The following is a 20289-nucleotide window of genomic DNA, read 5'->3' as shown; positions in this document are numbered from 1 at the left end:
TCCGATCAGGATCGCACTCAGTTTTGTAAGGACCAGTGAAAGGACTACTGTCCCAACCGTAAAGATGAGGGTCGCGCCTTTTGCTCCAAATTTTTTGAGAGTTTTAGCGAACATTTCTTGGCATTTCCTTTAATCCCTGAACCCCGATTGGCCCTCGCTGTAGAAGATTGTGAATTCGGGAGACATAATTCATAGATATAGGACTTCTATAGTAACGCCTTCCGGGGGCTTCGTCAAAAAGAAAATCAAGATGCCGTCCTTCCCTGTGTCCTGACTTGATTAGATAGGGGCCATTTTTAGGCATGGATTTTCAGGATTCCACGGTATTACCTTTAGGCCCGGCCCCCTTTCTTTCGCCCGTCCCCTTCGGTTTTCTTTAGCACGCTGGAATCACTTGGGAAGAGAATCGCCATCCTGATGACAAGTTCTCCAGGGAGGGGGCTCCGAAGCAGGGATCCCCATGATCCAATTCTAAGCAAATATTGTCATTGTCAATTTGAAAGATCTGCCCCCAAAGACGCTTTTTGTGTAACGGCTAAGGAGTCTCTTTTAATGCCTTTTTGTACGAAGCTTCCGAAAAACCAAGGACACGTTGCCCGTTGATTATGGCTAAGGGGACTCCTTTTCTGGGGTTCATTTCTTTTAAACGAAGGGCGGCGTTTTTGTCCCTTTCAATGTCATATTCCGTAAAAGAAATGCCGCGCGACTGAAAAAAGCCGCGTGCTTGCCTGCAATAGGGACACCAACTTGTAGTATAAATTTCGACTCGAGGCGTTTTAGGTTGCTTTAATTCTTTATCCGTATTGGCCGTCTGTGCGGGTTTGTCAAACCGGCTTTGGGTCTCTGCATGAGGTGGGCTCTTAGGTCCAGGGCCTTCTTTATTGATCGGAAGTGATTCGACCGGTCCCTTTACTTCCTTATTTTGCGGGGGGTGATCGGAAATATGGATTACTCCTTTTGGGTCCACCCATTTGAATAAATCGGCTCCTGCCCTTTCATTAAAATGCAAGACCAGGTAAGTCAGAATAAAAATGAGAAAGATTTTTTTCATTAGTTTTTAAAGAAGACCGCCTTTATCTGAAGCCCCAAAATTTTTTTGAACCGATCTCTGAGGAAGATGATCGGCGGCGGATCATACGGCCCGACCCTGGGAGAAAAAGGTTCCTTGAAGCCAATGGTTGTTGAGGCATTTTCAGTTCTTGTTATCCGCCCGGGATTGGGAAGGAATCGGGCCACGGCCCCCAGCCTTTCCATGTCAGCCAGGATGGTTTTGTATCAAGCCAAAGCCCCACAACGCATCGATGCTATTGCGGTCGAACATCCAGGTCTGATTGAACGGCTTAATGGCCGTGTCCAAATCGTCCCGAGAATAATACTGCCATCCGAGTTTGGCCGCGGATTCACTGATTTTCTTGTCTTGCTCGACCTCCGGGGTGTGTTTTCCTCCATACATCGGCAGCTCATTGATTTTGCGTTCCTTGGCACTAACCAGACAAGGCAGGCAAAGCATAGGAATCAACAAAAGGGATCCAATTTTCATTTTTTTCTTATCTAACGCAGATCAAGGAGAATGGTCGCCTTTTCTCATGATCTGCTGCGGCCGATCGTCAGATGCTCAATGGGTCTGGGTTGGGTATAAATCTGGTCACGACCCGAGTTTTAACAAATCGCCCATTTATTTATCTAAAAGTATTTACTGCCATATCTAAAACAAATATAAACAATAGTGAAATGAATTGTTATAATTAAAGAAGTCGTTATCCACAAAACGGAATTGCCTTTCTTCTTAGCTGCATTTATCAGTAGTCCGTATAGAGGAAACTGAATGAACAAAAAGATTATGAATGGTGTATCAATCCTATCCTTAAAAATCGTAGACAACATCATAAACGGAAACAATAATTTTAACGGAACATAAGAGCCGTCCCCGCCCCCCGCAGCTATGATGCCGATAAGAAGAGAAAATATTGTTATAAAAAGCCAAATGGTTACATTCTGTTTGAAAACTTTAATCGTCATGCTATAATTCGTTCCATGTATTAACTTTACCAACTATTTTCTTTTGCATTTGCAGTTATTATCCCATTTCTTGATCATATTTATTGTGAAATTATTTGCATCCTCCCATGCTATGGCATTTTTATCAGGTCTCGTTCCATCAAGAATATGGCCAACAAGTGGATGGTTTTTAGTGCCATGTGCTCTATAACCCGCACGAAAGTGAGAATAATAATCCTGGGCCTGATGCATCAGTCTTTCAAATTTATTTTTATCACAAGAAATAACTGCTGACTCTATCTCAGGTAAGACATGATAAAGATCTCTAAAATGACGCCATGTTGAAAAAGGATTAAATGGACTTGTCATCCAGTCATAGTCTTCCTTATTCCAGTCAAATCTATCATTTCCCACAAAATCACTGTGCCCAAGGAATTTTTCTCCAGCATTCAAACCAGCGCCGAAAAGTCCCATCGGATCTATCCCATTTACCGGGTCTCCTGCTATATACATAAATAGATTCGTATCTCCACCCGCAAAATCAATCGGATCTTTGGCAGTCCAACGGCCTATGGCCGGGTCATAGTCTCGGGCACCAAAGCGAACCAAACCGGTATCCCGGTCATGAAGACCACCGGCAAAGCCAAAGGGAATCCTTAGAGAAGGATTGTTATCATTGATTATACTGCCAAAGGAATCGTAGTCAATCCGTTTTAAAATATTTCCCGCCGAATCGCTTACGGCTTTGAGAGAGCCGACCTGATCATAGAAGAAATAATAGGTGCTTCCATTGTAGGTCATGGAAACCGGCATTCGACTGTCGGCATAGTTGAAGCGCATTAATAGGTTGTCATTACCGTCATAAACGGCCAGAAGGGTAATTATGTTTGCCCAAAGATATTTTTCAGTGATCATCCCATTGACTCTCTTGGCTATTCTTCTTCCCATAGGGTCATGATCGTAGGTGGCGGTAGTGCCTCCCGGCAGGGTGGCAGAAAGGAGTTCACCCCGGGAAGAGTAGCTGGTGGTCATGGTTCCGGAGGGGGTTGTTTTCTGGATCAAGAAGCCATCAGGGTCAAATTGGTATGTATCGGGACCGGCGGTGATAAGATGATCTTCGGTAGAAAAGGTATAAGGACGGTCGGTGAAGCCTTTGAAGGCATTGGTCTCCTGGATTCGGTTGCCGTTGGCATCATAGGAATAAGCCTCGACTGCTAACCCGTTTCTCTTTACTTCGGTAAGTCTCCCGTTGGCATCATAGGTATAATCATGGGTGTCGGTTGCTCCACCAAGGGTCTCGACTTTTTGGGTGATCCTGCCGCCAAGGTCTCTGGTCAGAGTATAGCCGTATAGAATGTTTCCGGCAATGGCATAAGATAGGGCATCCAGTTCCCCATACCCGCTGAATGTACGAGTAGTATTTAGAATTCCGTCATTGATGCTTTCCGGTAATCCATTCTGGGCATTACGGGTTATGGTGAATGAACCGGCGCCGGTCAAGAGACCGTCGTTATCATAAGTGAAGGATTGGGATGCCCCGGAATAACTCAAAGAGGCCAGCCGAAAATCGGTGTTAAAATATTTAATTGTTGTGTCCTTTTTTTAATGATAGACAGGAAAAATATGTAACTATGGGAGGGATTACCCAAAAAATTTCATAAAATTCACCCAAAAAAGCGGTTGAACCCAAGTTCATTTTTCCTCCAATATGAAAATAGAGATTGATTAAACCAATACTCAGAACGAGACTGATTAAGACACAAATTTCTTTCATCAACCGAGTTTTAAAAAATATAAAGAGGGGACTGGTTGTTGAAAGAAAAAATATCAACAAATAAGTGATGTATCCGATTAATAAATTTTGGTCCATGAGATTGTTATTTACAATGTTTTTTCATACACTTTCCAACTATACCATGTGCCCAAGTACAACAATCATGAATTGTGGGAACCCAGGTATTTCCTTCATGGCCGCGAGCAGCATTAGCTTCTTTGATGACACAATTTTCAAAAGCTGCTTTATCACCGCAACATTTAATTTCACTACAACTATTCTTTTCTGGATATTCATTATTGTGGATCCCGCCACCGGCTTGCACATTCCAACTAAAAATTTGACCACCCGCAACAATATAACAGTGCGGGATTAAATAGGTCTTGTCTTTTTTTCTCCAATCACTCGCGAATGCTTGTCTTGCACATAGCATAACCTTTAAACCTGTGGGATCAATAAAGTTCAAAGGATTATTTTGACCATACTCATAGAGATTAGTATCTCCTCCACTAAAATCTATCGGATCCTTGGCGGTCCATCGTCCGATGGAAGGGTCATAGTCCCGGGCGCCGAAGCGGACAAGACCGGAATCTCGATCATGGAGACCGCCAGCAAAGCCAAAGGGAATCCGTAGTGAAGGATTGGTGTCAGTGATTATACTTCCGAAGGAATCATAGTCAATGCGTTTTATGATATTTCCGGCTGAATCGATAACTGCTTTTAAGGAACCAACTTGATCATAAATAAGGTAATAGGTGCTTCCGTTATAACTCATGGAGACCGGCATTCTACCGTCAGCATAGGTAAAACGCATAAGGAGATTGTCCGCGGCATCATAGACAGCCAAAAGTGTAATAGCATCCTTCCAGAGATATTTTTCAATAATCATCCCATTGACTCTTTTGGCTATTCTTCTGCCCATGGGGTCATGGTCATAAGTTATGCTTATGCCTCCTGGAAGGATTGCCGAAAAGAGTTCACCTCGGGAGGAATAGGTCGTGGCCATGGTTCCTGCTATGCTTGTCTTTTGGGTCAGAAACCCATCCTCATCGAACTGGTAGGTTTCGGCTCCGGCAGTGATGACATGATCTTCAGATGAGAAGGTATAAGAACGGTTAATTCCTCGTAGACTATTTACCTCAGTCGAGCGATTACCGTTGGGATCATAGGTATAGCTTTCGACCGTCGAGCCGTTTTTCTTGACCTCGGTCAGCTTGCCAGTGGTATCGTATGCGTAGTCATAGGTATCGGTCATCCCTTCCAACGTCTCAACCTTTTGGGTGATCCTTCCAGCCAGATCACGGATCAGATTGTAACTGTATTTATTAGCTTCGCCATTAGAATAAACCCTTCCATCTAGTTCCCCATATCCGCTGAAGGTACCGGTATTGGTCATGGTTCCATCTGAAACCGATACCGGCAATTCATTCTGCGCAGAGTGGGTTATGGTAAATCCTCCGGCACCGCTCAACAATCCGTCGTTGTCATAGGCTAAGGGCTGAGAGATGCCGGCATAGCTTAACGATGTCAAACGAAAGTCGCTGTTGTAACCATATCCGATGGTCTGATTCAGCAGACCTGTGCGGGTGTCGGAGGTTAGCAGGGAGCCATCATAGGTATAGGTTACCTTTTCTGTACCTCTGGTCACATCCTTGAGGCTTGAACTGCAGTTGTGTGTGTAGCTGGTAATTCCTTCCGGGGTGGTAGTGGCGCTGAGGAGACCGGCACTGTATGTATTGTCAATCTGCTTTCCTGATGGAAAAAGAATGGATTTTAAATTACGTTCTCTGTCATAAAAGTATTGATAATTTCCAGACAGTGGCATGGTCATGGTCTTGCGCAGGTTCACGCCGGTGTAATCGAAGCCATAATTCACATTTCTGGAATTGGTCAGCACGGTCATGTTGCCGTTGGCATCATAATCATAGCGAATCATAGTGGTATCCGGCATGGTCTGGGTTTTAAGTCTATTCATTGTATCATAGGTATAATAAAATGTCTTCCCATCCGGGGCGGTCAGGCTTTCGATATTACCCTGGTTATTATAAGTAATCGTGGAGGTCCTGCTCCCGGTTGTGGTGGCGGTTAGCTTCCCTTTGGTGTCGTATCCATAGCTGACAGGCAGAAGACCCGTTACGGACATACTTTGGGTGAGCAGATTTGAAGGATCATAGCTGCGGATTATAGTCCTTCCCAAAGGCGAGGTACTGGTCAAAGTCCCGGTCAACGTATTATTAACGGTGACCCAGTTATTGCCGTTTGCACTCAGGGTTCTGGTAATCAGATCAGGCACCGTATCCCCATCGGTGTCCTGATATGTCCTCGTATCTGTGGTTGTCTGGGTTAGCCCTGAGGGGGAACTTTGGGTGAATTCTTTGAGGTACTTATATTTGTAGGCCGGATCAAGGTCGTATTTCAGGGTCTGATTCATGCCGCAGGAAGGTCGCTCGGTTTCGGTGAGCCCATCCGATGAACGAGTAAAGGTACTTATAGAGCCGAAGGGACTGGTTGTGATGGAGGTATAAGCCCCGGTTGAATCCGTACGATCCTGGTAGGTGGTGACATTGCCGTCGGCGGTTTGCAGGGTGACCGTAGCGGTCCCGGAATTATCCACACTCCGTGAATAGTTCCAGATTCCGCCCTCCGGATCAAAGACATTGGTAATCAATCCGTTGGCATCGAATTGATGGACGAAATGATTCCCTTTGGGGTCGTATTTCTCGGCCATGAGGCCATCAGAAGTATAGATGAAGGAATAAGCGGAATTATCCGGATAGGTGACGAGGGTCAGATGGTTATTGCCATCCACGGTCAATCGGGTCACAATTCCATCCGGTGAGGTGATTGAAATAGGTGCCCCGCTTCTATCTCTCTGGAGCGTCGTCTGGTTGCCGAATCGGTCGGTAATGGAGACCAATTTATTGGCCGAATCGTAACCAAAAGTAAGCAATGTCTTTCCCGCGGCCAAATCAATAGTGGATTTGTGGAGACCGGTGCTGCTCATGATATAGCCTTGGCCATTTTCATCGGAGAAGTCGGTGTTTCCGGCCGTGTCAACAGACTTGAAAGCATCCGGATAGGATACCTTCCTTATCCGATGATTTCCATTATCTCCTAAATATACAGCACCTGCACTATCTGCTGCTAAATAATTTACCCCCCAAAGATTTGCCTGAATAGCCAGACCTCCATCCCCACTGTATCCTTGCTGGCCATTTCCGGCAATGGTGGTGATAATACCATTAGTATCCACCTTTCTGATGCGGTTGCCCCAACTATCTCCTATATAAATATTCTTTGAATTGTCCACCGCTATACCACCTACCCCACTTAGACTGGCCTGGACAGCAGGTCCTCCATCCCCACTATAACCCGCCTGACCATCCCCGGCAAAAGTAGTAATAATACCGGTGACATCCACCTTCCTTATTCGATTCGTGTTGTATCCATCTACTATATAGATGTTTCCCGCGTTATCTACTGCCACTCCATTCGGGTTACCAAGGCGTGCCTGTGTGGCCGGACCTCCATCTCCACTGTAACCCCACTGCCCATTACCAGCAATAGTTGTGATAATCCCATTTATATCTACCTTTCTTATACGGTTATACCAACCATCTGCAATATAAAGATTCCCGGCATTATCTATTGCTATTCCATTTATATAGCCAAGAGGCGTCTGTGTAGCCGGGCCTCCATCTCCAACAAACGGCACATACTCCCCTCCCTGACCGTTTCCAGCGATGGTGGTTATAATTCCATTGGTATCCACTTTTCTTATACGGTGATTACTAAAGTCCGCTATATAAATATTTCCAGCATTATCCAATGTAACATGACTCGGATAAAAAAAACTTGCTTGTAAAGAGGGGCCTCCATCTCCACTGAAACTTCGCTGACCATTTCCGGCGATGGTACTAATAATCCCATTGGTATCCACTTTTCTTATACGGTCATTCCAACCATCTGCTATATAAATATTCCTTGCACTATCTAATACTATGCCACCTGGGGCGTAAAGATTTGCCTGGGTAGCCGGTCCTCCGTCTCCACTATAGCCTGCCTGCCCATTGCCGGCAATGGTGGTAATGACTTTTGTATTATTCTTAATTGTTGTCCCGTCTCCTTTATACAGGGTATATGGATCAGTGGGATGGAAATAATGATGGGATGAAAGAGTCCAACCGTCAGCCAAGGCTCCCGCCTCGGTTGCCCCTTGATTGAGGGTTATCGAATCCCGTTTCCAGGAAATCGCCTCAGATCTGGCATCAATATAGGTTGGGTCCTTTCCCACCAGGGCAAATGATTGAAACCAACTACTGTCAAAGGCTGAATAATAAACTGCCTGATAAATAAAACCTATACTAATATCGGCTATGGTCGAACCGGATACCTCTCTGCCGAGATAATCGAAGCCATCCCAAACAAATTCTGCCATTTGGTTTGGTAGGGGAGGAAGATTTGTTTCAAAAGATCGTCCAGCCACTTCCAATTTGACAATGATACCTTTAAGACTTGCCGGGACACTGGGTCCACTTGCCGGAATTGTGATTACTGATTTATACCCCTTTGTCCGATCACTGGCATAATGGAGGGTCATATCCGTACCGGGAATGGGGATATCCTCATGAAAAATCCGGCTTCGTTCTTCAATGTAAGAGTTAATACATCTCTTATCATCATCAGGGCATTTTCTGTCTATAACAGGTTTCCCATCCGGGTTGGGTGAAATTGCACCGGAAGGAAATCCTATCGGCCAATTGCAATCCCAAGGAGAAAAGTGGCTAAGTTCCATCCGCCAGTAGGTGGCCCCCGGTCTATATTGATTCGGATCGGTCAGCCCAGGAGCAGGATATTGGTTCTGTCCATCTGTTGTATAGGCATCGACGAGGCCGTCTCCGTTGGTATCGAGAAGCTGGACCACCAAGCCGTTATTGGCCGGCACCCAGACGGCCCGGTCGCGGTCGTAGTAGCCGACCGGCACGATCTCACCCACATCAAAGCCCAGGAAGTTGTCCACATAGACCACCACCGGTTTCTCGAACCGCACACTCTTGGCCCCGCCCACAGAGAGCTCGGCGCAATAGGTAAAGGCTGAGGTGGGCGGGAGCTTGGCCGGCATGGACTCCGGCGTGGGGTATTCGGTGGCCCGGACCGTGATATTGGTCAGGGGCTGTTCATTCCCCTGGGCGTCTTTGACCCAGGCCCGGTTGTCCCCGGTTAAGACCATGGTCAGGGACCGGCTGCCGAAAGAATCGGTAGTAGGGGTGCTTTTGTGGGTCAAAATGGTGGCGGCGTTGCCGTCAAAGTTGATAACCGTGGCCGCGGTATCCTCCGGGATCAGGACGATGGTCTCCACATTGGCGATGGTATTCCAACCCACCTGGACCTGACGGTGGGCCGGGATGAAACCGGTTTTCTGATAGGCTACCGTGATCGTCCCCCCTCCGTCCAGGGGGATGGAAAAGCGGCCGGTGGCATCGCTTTGGGCCGTTCCATATTCCGATTGACCGTGGATGCCTACGGCCACTCCGGCTAAAGGATTCCCCGATCCATCTTTGACCAACCCGGTAATCAAGGAAAAGCGTTTCGGGTCATAGCTTGGAAGGGTGGCATCCGGGGGGATGAGGTCTTCATAGGTTTTGCCAAAGGAGCCGTCGGGAAGGGGGAGGACGTTTGAAGCCGGGGTAACGGTGAAATTCAGGGTTCCTGAGCTGCCGCCTCCCGGTCCGGGGTTTTGGACCACAACCGGGTAAGTGCCGGGTGTCATGATGGCCGTCCCGGGGATAGAAGCCTCGATCCGGGTATTATCCACCAAGGTGCCGGAAACCGGGGTGTTATTGAACAGGACCGATGAGCTGCTGATAAAGTTGCTCCCGGTCAGGATCAGGGTAAAGCTCGGGCTGCCGGCCTTTATGACGTTCGGGCTCAGGGAGGATAAGACCGGTATTGGATTTACCACTGTAACCGTAAAGTTCATCGGGTTGGAGGAGCCGCCTCCAGGGCCTGGGTTGATGGCCTTCAACTCCAGGTCACCGGAAGAGGCCAGGTCGGCCGGGCCAAGGGGCAGCTCAAGCTCGCTCCCGCTGACATAGTTGATGGTCCGGGCCTGCCCGTTGACCGAAATGGTGGTCTCCGGGAAAAATCCGGTGCCGTAGAGCTTCACGTTCATTCCCGGTCCTCCGGCCCGGGTCGAGGCCGGGTCCAGGGCGGTCAGGGTCGGAATGGGGTTTTCCACCTGAAAGGTCCTGGTATTGGATGGACCGCCATCCGGAGTGGGGTTGTTAACGGTTACCTGATAGGACCCGGCCTGGGTAAAGAAGCCGGCAGGAAGGGTTGCGGTCAGGTTGTGATTGTCGACGAAGGTAACCGGGAAGGTGGCCGGGGATGGCTGAAGGGTTACCGTAGAGCTTTTAATAAACCCCGAACCCTGAAGACTTACTTGGGTCCCCTGGCTGCCCCGGAGGACCGTAACCGGGGTAATGCTTTTAATATCCGGCACCGGATTGGGTAATTGAATAAGGGTCAGGCGGTCCGTATGTCTATCCACCACCCCGGCTATATTGGTGAAAGGGTTGACGGCCACGCCTCTGGTTTGACGGTTTAAAGGATATTTTTGGAGGGTGGTATGGGTATCTAAGTCTATCAGATGGAGGCTATGGGATTTATTACAGACCACCAGGGCCCGGTTATCCAAAGGATTGATCACCACATCCAGGGGGTTTTTATCCACCGGAATCCGAAGGCTTTGCCAGTTGGTCAAATCGATTGTGGTGATATAATTTTCCCGGCCATTAGCCACGGCTGCCAGGTGGGTCTCGGGATTAATGCTGATACTCCGGGGATGGCGCCCGACAGGGACCCAGCCGCTGACCCGGAAGCTGTTAAGATCAATAACCGCAACATTATGGGTATCTTCATTGACCACCAGAGCCAGTTTAAGTCCCGGGTCTATGGCGATATCCCGCGGCCCTCTTCCAACCCGGAGGGTTTTAATGACTCTGAAGGTCTCCAGATTAATAACAGAGACCGTATCGGACCCATAATTGGCGGTCAGGCCCAGATGAGGACCGCCGGCGGCCTCATAAACAGCCACATTACAGGGAGATTTTCCAACAGGGATCTCAGCCAGGCATTGATAGGTGGAAAGATCGATCACAGACAGTCGCTGGTGGGCCTTAAAACCCACCAGGGCCAGATTCTTCCCGCAATCGATGGCCAATCCAAAGGGTTTCTTCTTTACCTGGAGGGTGGCCGTTATCTGCCCGGTATTCAGGTCGATAACCGATAATTCGTTGGGCCTGGTGCTTGTGACCAGAGCCTGATCGGTATAGGGGTTTATGACCAGATTGCGAGGTTCCCCTTCCAATGGGATGCTGGAAAGGTCCTCAGGGGGTGGTGTTGTGGAATAGACATAATTTTTGACGATAAAGAAGCCTGAAAAAAATAAAATAACCACCAGGAGCCATTTGAATGATTTCATAAAGTCCCCCTATATCAGTATGTTCCGCCATCAGGCGCACTGCCCGAATGGTTTTCCTGCCTCAATGGGGGATCAGCATAAACAGATTTTTATCCAAAATCAATTGTAAGAATTTACAGTGTAAAAAAATTACGGTGATTTGTAGGAAATAATGTTCAGGAAAGAAGGCTGACCTTATTCTATCCAGATCACACACTCGAAAGAGGGGTGATAGTTCGCCCTGAATAAAAAAACGGCCATTTTCAAGAAAGAAAATGGCCGTCAGATAAAAAAATACAATTTCAAAACCGGTTAAAACCGGACTCCGGGTCGCCCTTGGCTGGCCCGGAATGACGATGCTGGCTTAGATCTCCAGCCAGGAATCGGAAAAAAGGGTTTGGCCCAGGATAACCTTGGCCGTTTTGACATAATCCACCATCTCTTTGGACAGGCTGCCCAGATTAATGGCCTCGCCGTCCATGACCTTATGGACGATCTCGACGATGTCGGACCGTTCGCCTCGGGCGATTTGCAGAATCTTCTCATCAAAGCCATCGACGATGCAGGAATACATACCGTTCCGCTCCAGCATAATCATATAGGTTTGATTGAGAATGGGCCGCAGATGATCCGGGGGCCCGTTGGAGACGTTGGACAAGCCGCAGGTGGACTTGGCCCCGGGGGCGATGTCCTGGAGCATGCTCATGAAGGTCAGGGTGCTCATCAGTTGCTGCTGCTGGATGTTGACCGGGGTAATGATCGGATCCACAAAGATGTCTTCGTTGGGGATACCGGCCTCGTTGGCCGCATACAAAAGCTCGACGGCCAGGGCCGCTCGCTCATTTTCATCCCTGGGCAGACCGTCCGGTCCCCAGAGCAGGGCGATCATCATGGCGTCGTATTGCTTACAGATGGGGATCATGGCCGTGTACCGTTCGGGACGGGCCATGATGGAGTTGATGATGGCCTTTCCCTTATGCACCTTCAACCCGGCCTCGATGGCCCCGATGTTGGAGGTGTCCAGGGCCAGGGGGATATCGGTGACTTCCTGAACGGTCTGGATCACCCAGGGCATCAGCTCTTCACCGTTTTTTCTGGCCGGTCCCAGGTTGATATCAATAAAATCCACCTTGGCTTGAGCCAGCTTTTCGGCCATCTCCCGGATCGGTTTGGGATCTTTTTCCTTAAAGGCCCGGCCGATCCCTTTGTTGATTACATTGAGATTTTCTCCAATGGTAAACATAATATTCTCCTTTTAAAAAATAGTGACGAGTGACGAGTGACGAGTGACGAGAAAAAACTTTCTTTCCCCGGTACCGGTTTCTCGTTACTACTTTAGAGCTCCCGAAGGAACTTGGGGATATGGGCCGCTTCCCGGGGGCCGACCTTAATGGTCCAGCCCGGCAGCTCCTCTTCCAGGTCTCCGGCAATAGCCGCCGAATACCCTGGGATAATCAGGTTGCGGTGCTTGACTTTGTCGGCGATCCCGCTTTTTTTAATAAAGATCCCGACAGCATCCCCGACGAATTTGCCGGCCGCCCAGGCGGTCATGACCGACAAGCCCTCGGTATCCATAATACAAAGCCAACTGGGCACCCGGCTGCTTTCGATTTCTCCGGAAACGATAAAATAGGTCAGGGAGAAGTTGGAGGTAACCAGGACCGGTGAATTTTCGTCCGGTCCGTTGATTTCATAGATCCCCTGGGTTACGGTCATGGGGCGCTGCGGATCGGTAAAGATATTCAGCCGTTCCAAGAGGAGGGGGAAAATGGTCTGTCCTTCAAAGTCGGAAAAGACGGCCAACCCGCCGTATTTGGCGACCATGACGGCCCCCATCAGGGTCTCCGTTTCCAGGTCCTTGGCCATTTCAAAGGGCAGACAGATGGTCGGGAACCCCAAGCCTTTCTCTTTTCCGGAAAGGGCGGCCCGGCGAATAGCAATCTGGTCTTCAAAGACCTTTTTAACGGCCCTGGCCCCGGAATCCAGGACCAGATCCTTTAATCCGGCTTTGGTCAGCTTATCGGTCAGGGAAATTAAGCCTGCCAAACCATCTCCTTTGACGGCCAGGGGACAATTGGCTTCTTTGGCCAACTCGGCCATGGCCTGCCAGTTGGCATCGGTGGCGGCATAGAGCAGGGGCCGGCCCCCGGGACAGGCCGCAAGCCCTTCCTTCAGGACTTCGGGTTTCTCACTCATCAAAATAAGACTGAAGTTGCTGGTTTCAAAAACCTGTTGAACGGTTTTTTTGAACTGACCGGCATCTCCGGTCATATCCTTCACCGCCACCAGTTCCGGTCTTAAGGTCAATCCCACACGCTCATACTGGTAGGTGTCCCATTTCTTCAGTTTGGCCGAAACAACCTCCTCACCCATATCGGTAGTCAGCAGGGCGGCAAAACCGGTAGGGTTAAAGAAGGTTTTTTCATGGCGGAACAGAACCGTCTCCCCTCCTGTCCTGACCATATGATCGCCGGCCCCAATGGTTAATGGGCGAATGGGCGGGGCCGAGGCCTCCGCCAACTGTGCCTTGGCTTCCTCAGAAACATAGGGGCAGGAGGCCAGCTCTGCCTTGCCGGAGGCCAGGTTCATGGCAAAGGCCAGGCAGGTAGGTACCCCGCAATCCCCGCAGTTGGTTTTGGGCAGCAGCTTGAAAATCTGAATGCCTGTTAATCCCATGTGTATCTCCTTATATAAAGTATTCAGCAGTCAGCTATCAGCTATCAGCCTAAACTTGATAAAAAGTCGTTGCTGAGTGCTGAAGGCTGACCGCTGTTAGCTGTTTTTTTTATCCTACAATCGATTCCATGGACACGGCCGGATGGCCCTTCTCCTGGAGAAAGGGCAGGATCTCATCCTCGGACATGCCTACGGTCTCGTCGGCAATCATGTCGATCAGGTTGGGGTAACCCAACTCTTCCCCCCGTTTAATCAAGCGGTCGCGGAGCTCTTCCTTAAGCTGCTTGGGCATCCAGACCATGCGCAGCAATCCGCCGTCACCGAGAATGAATTTTCTCTGGGTAATGTTGAACTTGCTGTGCCCGACAAAGCCCGGCGAAGAAGCCCCGCCGCCCATGACCCCGGCCAGGGTGGTGAACTTCATTCCCGAAGGCGTCATGCCGGTATAATCGCGGTTGACGGTCATGACCCCGTTGCAGGAGGGCAGGACCGCGGCGATACATTCGCAGCAGCCGCAGGTGGTCATGGGATCATAGACCAGGCTGTAGAAGTTATAGCCTTCCACCTTCTGGCGGGAGGCCTTATACACGAAATCGTTGACCCCTTTCCACTGACCCAGTTTGGGATCCAGACACTCCCCTTTTTGAACGGGCTGGTTCGGCCCGGTGGGGTTGATCTCAAAAGAGGCCTTGCAGTCCATCCAGTTATAGGCCCCGCAGAGGCCGGTCCGCTCCGGGCTGACCATGCAGACATGGTTGGGGGCGAAGGACTGGCACAGCGTGCAGGAATAATAAGTTTCCACGCTCTCGTCGGTCATCTTCTCCACCCGTTCGTCACGGGTCCGATAAATGGCTCGGGCCTTTTTGGTCAGCTTGTCCACGTCTTCCTTTTTGGTATACAGGGTGACCTGGACCTTATCCAGGATGGCCCCGAAATCCTGATGGTACTTGGCGTGGAGGATGACCCCGATGTCCTTCAAGGTGAACCCTTTTTGAACAGCCGGCTCTCCCACCCGGACCCAGGCGATATCCCTTTGTCCGATGTGCATGACCCCCTGGGCGTAGTTGATCAAATGGTGGATCTGCCGCTCCAGGATGGGTTCGAAGTCTTCCTGGAATTGGCGGCCGGCCACCTGGACCAGGATCCCCAAGGGCAGGCGATCCCCTTTTTTAATATCACCCACATCCGGACCCTCAACGATCACCTTTCCGTCTTCGATGGCATTCATATCGGCCATCTGGACCAGCTCGGTGGCCTGGGTCTTGCCGCCGCCCATCTCGAGATACAGGTCTTCCTTGCGGACCCGCTCGCCCTCGAAGGCCGGGCCGTAGGCCAAAGGTATTGCGACATTGGCCACGGTGACCTTGAGGCCCCGGATTTCGATGGACTTCTGGGGCATGTCACGGTGGTTCACATTGGCCACCACGTGCTCATAGGTACAGACGCCAGTGGGTAAAATCTCCGGGATGTCCGTATCGGCGATGGTCGGAAAGCCCCAATTGACGCAGCCGGCGGCATTGGCCGCCCACTCGGCGTTGACATCACCCAGGGCATTGACAAAGGCAAAGATCCGGTCCTTATTATAGTGTAACATTTTTTTATAATCGCCGGGTTTGATCCCGCCGAAGGCCATGGCCGCCCGGTTGGCAAAACCCAGGGCAAAGACCGCGGCCGAAATGTCCGGGCCGAAGGGGACCAGACGGGTGTTCCAGCCGATTTGGACGCCGGCTTCCAGAAGCTGCTCGGAAAAAGTGGTGCCGCTCTGGTTGGCGCACATAAAAACATAGAGGTTCTTTTTCTGGTATTCCTCGGCGATCCATTTGGCCGTCTCCGGGTCCGGGGCGGCGCCGACGATGGCCGCAAAACCAGGTGCCGTGCCGTCCACAAACTCAACGCCCCTTTTCCGGAAGACCGTATCCTCGGCCGCCCCCAGCCAGATCTTGCCCGAGGCCTCGTCGATGTCTTCACTGACTAAGTAGAAATCGGGATCTTCCAGGTAGCGAATGGCCTCGGCCACTTCTTCGGCAAAAAGGGAAGCCATCCCGGCATCGAGTAAGGGCCCCAGGTAGGGCAGGTTGTACATGTTTTTAATGTGGGCCGGCAGAAGTTTTCTGGCCACATCCATGGGTTTCTTGGCGTCGCCCAGTGTTTTTACCGGGATCCCCAGGATGGAATAGATAATGGGTAGATAATAAGCGGTATTGGGAAACTCGATCTTCTGATCCGGTCCGTATTTGTCCAGGGCCTTTTTCAAGGTCCCCTCCGCTTTGGAAACGATATTATAGGCCCCCTGAACGGCGGCAAAAGCAACTAATTTAGACATGAAACACGTTCCTCCTTTCTTAAGAGGTCTTTAAAATGAAAATTAAACGGCCTCCAGCTTCTGCCGGTCAGCCATATCCATGAGCACCCGTTCCCGGGCCTTGTCGATCCCCAGGGCCTTGCGTTTGGCATCGATGTGGGCGATCATCCTGCGGGCCATTTCATAGGGGTCTTCGACCAGATCCCATTTCCCGCCATAAATACTTTCCATACCGCTGAAGAGGTGTTCCTTGAAAACCGGGGCCCCTTCAACCGGCAGGTTAACCCCGAAAATGGTATAAACCCCGGAGGCCACAAAATATTGTCCGATGGAGATGGCCTTTTCACTCATCCATTCCGGGGCGCAGCCGGCCGCCGGCAGATCACTGATGTCGTTTCCCAGCCCCCCGGCCTTGACCACCTCGGTGGCAGCCATGAGGATCCGGCTGTTATCCACACAGGAGCCCATATGCAGCACCGGCGGGATACCCACGGTCTCACAAACCTCGGCCAGTCCGGGTCCGCAATAGACCTTGGCCGCCTCGGGCGTCAGCAAACCGGCCTTGCCGCAGGCCATGGCATCGCAGCCCGTGGTCAGGACGATGACATCGTTTTTTAACAGCTCTTTGACGACGATCAGGTGGGCGCTGTCGTGCATGCAGCGGGCATTATTGCAACCCACTACCCCGCCGATCCCGCGGATACGGCCGTTGATGATATTGTCATTCAAAGGGGTATAGGAACCCCGGAAGGTCCCGCCCAGATGATAGTTGATGGCCTCATAGCTGAAACCGACCACCATCTTTTCTTTATATTTGGGAATAAGCACTTCGGACCGGCGATTCTGGAAATTATCGATGGCCGTCTTGACGATCCGTTTGGCATCTTCCAGGGCATGGTGCTCGTCGAACCCGATATGGACGGTTTCTCCGGAAGCAATCTTGCAGCGCGGGTTGGTGGTAATCAGCTTGGTATGAAAACACTTGGCGATGTTGGCCAGATTTTCCATGATACACTGGACATCCACCACCATGGCATCCACGGCCCCGGTAATCAAGGCCAGTTCCTGCTGGAGGTAGTTCCCGGCGATGGGCATACCGTGGCGGACCAGGATCTCGTTGGCTGTACAGCACATACCGGCCAGGACAATCCCTTTGGCCCCTTTGGATTGGGCATACTGGATCATCTCCGGGTCTTGAGCGGCCACAACGATCATTTCCGAAAGAAGGGGTTCATGACCATGGACGATCATATTGACATGGTCCTGTTTCAGGACGCCCAGGTTAATCTCCCCGTGAACCGGGTAGGGGGTCCCGAAAAGGACATCCTGCATATCGGTGGCCATCATGGACCCGGCCCAGCCGTCGGCCAGGGCGGCCCGGGTGCCTTGTTTCATCAGGTTTTCGTAATCCTGATCCACCCCCATGTGGGTGCGATGCATGATTTCCACGATCTCCCGATCAATCCCCCGGGGAATGACATCCAATTTTTTCCACAAGTCGTAGCGGGCCTTGGGGGCGCGCTTGGCATAATAGACTTCGCCTTCCTGCTTACCCCATTCCCCTAATATCTTTTCGCCGACCTCCACCGCGATATCGTATTTATCCCGATCCTTATCTTCACCATCCACACAAACGGTGGTGGCCACATCAAAATCCTTGGCAATGGCCAGGAGCTTGACTTCGTCTTTTATTTTATAATCTTCCGATTCTTTGCGGGCCGCAGACAGGAAAACCTCGGCTATGCCCCGACCATGGTCGGAGTGAGCCGCGGAACCGGCGGCAATCATCCGGGCGAAGTTACGGGCGGCAATGGTTTCGGGAGTGGCCCCGCAGAGTCCCATGCGGCTGTCCCTCCCCTCCAAATCCTTTTTGGTCAGGGGAAGACGGCAAGGACCCTGGGCACACATCTTACAACAGGTGCCCTGGATCCCTATATTACAGGGTTTCATGGATTCGGCCCGATCAAAGATCGTCTCTATGCCTTCTTCCTGGGCCTTATAAAGCATCTGAATGGTGGCGGGATCGACGCTCTTTTCCTCGGGTTTGATTTTTTTCTTTTCTTTTTCCACAACCTTCAAAGTTTCTTTGGCTTCTTCTGATGCCATATTATGTTCCTCCTTGGGAAGACAGTCTCCTGGACTATCTTCTGATCTTGTTTATATAAACAATAAGTTACGTTCTTTTATTGACACGATTGATTTGGGCCAGCAATTTGTCCACAGGAGAAAGCTGGATCTCCGCCACCTTCATCTCCTTCGGGCCGGCGGCACAAACTTCTTTTTCAGCCTCTCGTTTAATCCTTTCTGCAGCCCTGGCCGCTATCAAGGCCTCTTCCTCGGCCCTGGCCTTGACTTTGGCCTCCTCTTTGGCCTGTTTTTCTGCTTCCAATTTGGCTTTGGCTTCCGCCTCGGCTTTGGCCTTGGTGTCGGCTTCTGCTTTGGCTTTGGCTTCGGCCTCGGCCTTGGCCTTGGCTGCTGCTTCGGCTTTGACTTTAGCTTCGGCCTCGGCTTTTATTTTGGCCTCCTCCTCGGGCGTTATCTTGGGAGGTTCTTCCACTTTGGGGGCCGCTGCCGCAGGTGCGGCCGGTTCGGCCTTAGGCGCCGGGGCCGGTTTGGCCGGAGCGGCTTTCGGGGCCGCCTCTTTGGCCTTGGCCGGGGCCGCTTTCTTTTCTTCCTTGGCCGGTTCGGCGGCCGCAATTTTAGTCTTGACTATTTCGGGATACTCTCCGGCCGGTTTGGCATTCAAGGCCTTCAGTTTGGCCGCCAGGTCCGCCGGGCTGATATCCAAATCCCCGGTAATCAGTTGATCCATTAATTTTTTGACCAGCTTTACCGTCTCGGGATGTCTCAAAATCAAAACATCCGATCCGGCCAGGAGATAGGATACAGCGGCCACAGCCTCCATCAGGTATCCCCGCTTGGCCGCATCCCCTAAGGTCGGGGCCTCCTCGGCGGTCAGCTTGGCCTCCTTGGACTTCCAGACTTCATTGCCCACGTTGTTGATCATGGGGTATTGGAGTTTTTCATCCTCCTGGGCCAGGGCAGCCATGCGGATCCGCTCCATGACCGAATAGGAATATTCCAGCCCGTACCCAAGGCCACCGGTAGTCGGATCGATAACGATTTTTTCCTTGGGGACCCCCAAATTTTCCAGTAATATATTCAATTGTTTGGCTAAATTTACATCAATCGGAGTGGAGGCGATCAGAGTATGATTATAACCCAGAGCCGAGGCGCCGATCTGTTTATGATTTCCTTCCGCCACCGGGCCAAGGGTCAGGTTTTCTCCTTGACAATCTTCACTGATCTTCCGAAGAACATCGGTGTCCTTTTTCTCATTCCCCGATCCCCAGACGATAATCGGGACTTTCACCGCCTTTAAAACCTTCTGGACTACGACCGAGGCCTCCTCCGGCCCTTTATCCAGGCCGTTGGGGTCTGTGCTTTTAAGTTGGACCACGATGATTTCAGCACCATATTTCTCCACGCATTTTTTGGCCCAGGCCGCCGGGTCATCCAACACGTCGGCAAAGGGGGCCATAGCGGTTTCCGGCCAATCATCCGGTTTCATGTCCCAGATTTCCATAGCAATTTTGGGTGGATTCGGCATCTGCCCTTCAAATAGATGAAAGGGATAGGAATTCTCCCCGCCCATGGTAACGGGAGAAGCTTTTCCGATGGCAACCTCGTTTATTTTTCCTGAATAGGAAATTTTAGGAATTTCAAAGGCCAATGGTATTCCCTCCTTTTGTTGAAGTATAATACTTTGATGAGTATTACTGGTTGGTTAGATACCTTAGAAGCAGGCAACAGGAAGTCTCTATTCTATTCTATAAGGAACCTTATTTTTCTCAAGAGCAGACCCTGCCGCACGGCAGTTAAATATCATGCCAATCCTATAATGTGAAAATTATTACTTAATGGAACATAATACTTTTGTCAAGAAAAAACAACCAGGGGGCTGGCGTGGCCATTCCTTTTGTGAAATACTGCGCCGGGTGGAAAAATTACCTTATAATGAAGAAGCCTTTGACCAGGATTTCGGAGTTTCCGCGGATCACTGGACCGGTTCCGTCA

Annotated in this window: 9 protein-coding genes; all 9 read right to left on the bottom strand. The window is 50.5% G+C overall.

Annotated features, from left to right (window positions below):
• Positions 1-535: 535 nt before the first annotated feature.
• Positions 536-1051: a glutaredoxin family protein gene (locus HY879_14390; GenBank protein MBI5604532.1), complete on the bottom strand. Its 516-nt coding sequence runs from the start codon at positions 1049-1051 to the stop codon at positions 536-538.
• A 204-nt stretch (positions 1052-1255) separates the two neighbouring features.
• A complete protein-coding gene (locus tag HY879_14385; GenBank protein ID MBI5604531.1) occupies positions 1256-1540 on the bottom strand; it encodes a hypothetical protein in 285 nt (94 codons plus the stop codon).
• A gap of 512 nt (positions 1541-2052) precedes the next feature.
• A complete protein-coding gene (locus HY879_14380; protein MBI5604530.1) occupies positions 2053-3498 on the bottom strand; it encodes a hypothetical protein in 1446 nt (481 codons plus the stop codon).
• Between the two features lie 377 nt (positions 3499-3875).
• Positions 3876-11255, bottom strand: coding sequence for a carboxypeptidase regulatory-like domain-containing protein (locus HY879_14375; GenBank protein ID MBI5604529.1), 7380 nt, complete (start codon positions 11253-11255; stop codon positions 3876-3878).
• A gap of 343 nt (positions 11256-11598) precedes the next feature.
• Positions 11599-12477 (bottom strand): dihydropteroate synthase, encoded by an 879-nt coding sequence (locus tag HY879_14370; protein ID MBI5604528.1) that lies wholly within the window; start codon positions 12475-12477, stop codon positions 11599-11601.
• 92 nt (positions 12478-12569) lie between these two features.
• A complete protein-coding gene (locus HY879_14365) occupies positions 12570-13910 on the bottom strand; it encodes an acetyl-CoA decarbonylase/synthase complex subunit gamma (protein MBI5604527.1) in 1341 nt (446 codons plus the stop codon).
• A gap of 109 nt (positions 13911-14019) precedes the next feature.
• Positions 14020-16233, bottom strand: coding sequence for a CO dehydrogenase/CO-methylating acetyl-CoA synthase complex subunit beta (cdhC, locus tag HY879_14360; protein ID MBI5604526.1), 2214 nt, complete (start codon positions 16231-16233; stop codon positions 14020-14022).
• 42 nt (positions 16234-16275) lie between these two features.
• The gene (gene cooS / locus HY879_14355) at positions 16276-18318 is read right to left on the bottom strand and encodes an anaerobic carbon-monoxide dehydrogenase catalytic subunit (GenBank protein MBI5604525.1); all 2043 of its coding nucleotides are present in this window, start codon (positions 18316-18318) and stop codon (positions 16276-16278) included.
• 67 nt (positions 18319-18385) lie between these two features.
• Positions 18386-19945: an acetyl-CoA decarbonylase/synthase complex subunit delta gene (locus HY879_14350; protein MBI5604524.1), complete on the bottom strand. Its 1560-nt coding sequence runs from the start codon at positions 19943-19945 to the stop codon at positions 18386-18388.
• Positions 19946-20289: the final 344 nt, after the last annotated feature.

This window comes from Deltaproteobacteria bacterium, from assembly GCA_016219225.1.
Taxonomy (GTDB): domain Bacteria; phylum Desulfobacterota; class RBG-13-43-22; order RBG-13-43-22; family RBG-13-43-22; genus RBG-13-43-22.
Note: the sequence above shows the minus strand (reverse complement) of the source record. Positions and strands in the feature narration are given on the sequence as shown.

Coding starts and splice junctions, on each gene's coding strand:
- HY879_14390 (MBI5604532.1), bottom strand. CDS start 1,051: ATGAAAAAAATCTTTCTCATTTTTATTCTGACTTACCTGGTCTTGCAT.
- HY879_14385 (MBI5604531.1), bottom strand. CDS start 1,540: ATGAAAATTGGATCCCTTTTGTTGATTCCTATGCTTTGCCTGCCTTGT.
- HY879_14375 (MBI5604529.1), bottom strand. CDS start 11,255: ATGAAATCATTCAAATGGCTCCTGGTGGTTATTTTATTTTTTTCAGGC.
- HY879_14370 (MBI5604528.1), bottom strand. CDS start 12,477: ATGTTTACCATTGGAGAAAATCTCAATGTAATCAACAAAGGGATCGGC.
- HY879_14365 (MBI5604527.1), bottom strand. CDS start 13,910: ATGGGATTAACAGGCATTCAGATTTTCAAGCTGCTGCCCAAAACCAAC.
- cdhC (MBI5604526.1), bottom strand. CDS start 16,233: ATGTCTAAATTAGTTGCTTTTGCCGCCGTTCAGGGGGCCTATAATATC.
- cooS (MBI5604525.1), bottom strand. CDS start 18,318: ATGGCATCAGAAGAAGCCAAAGAAACTTTGAAGGTTGTGGAAAAAGAA.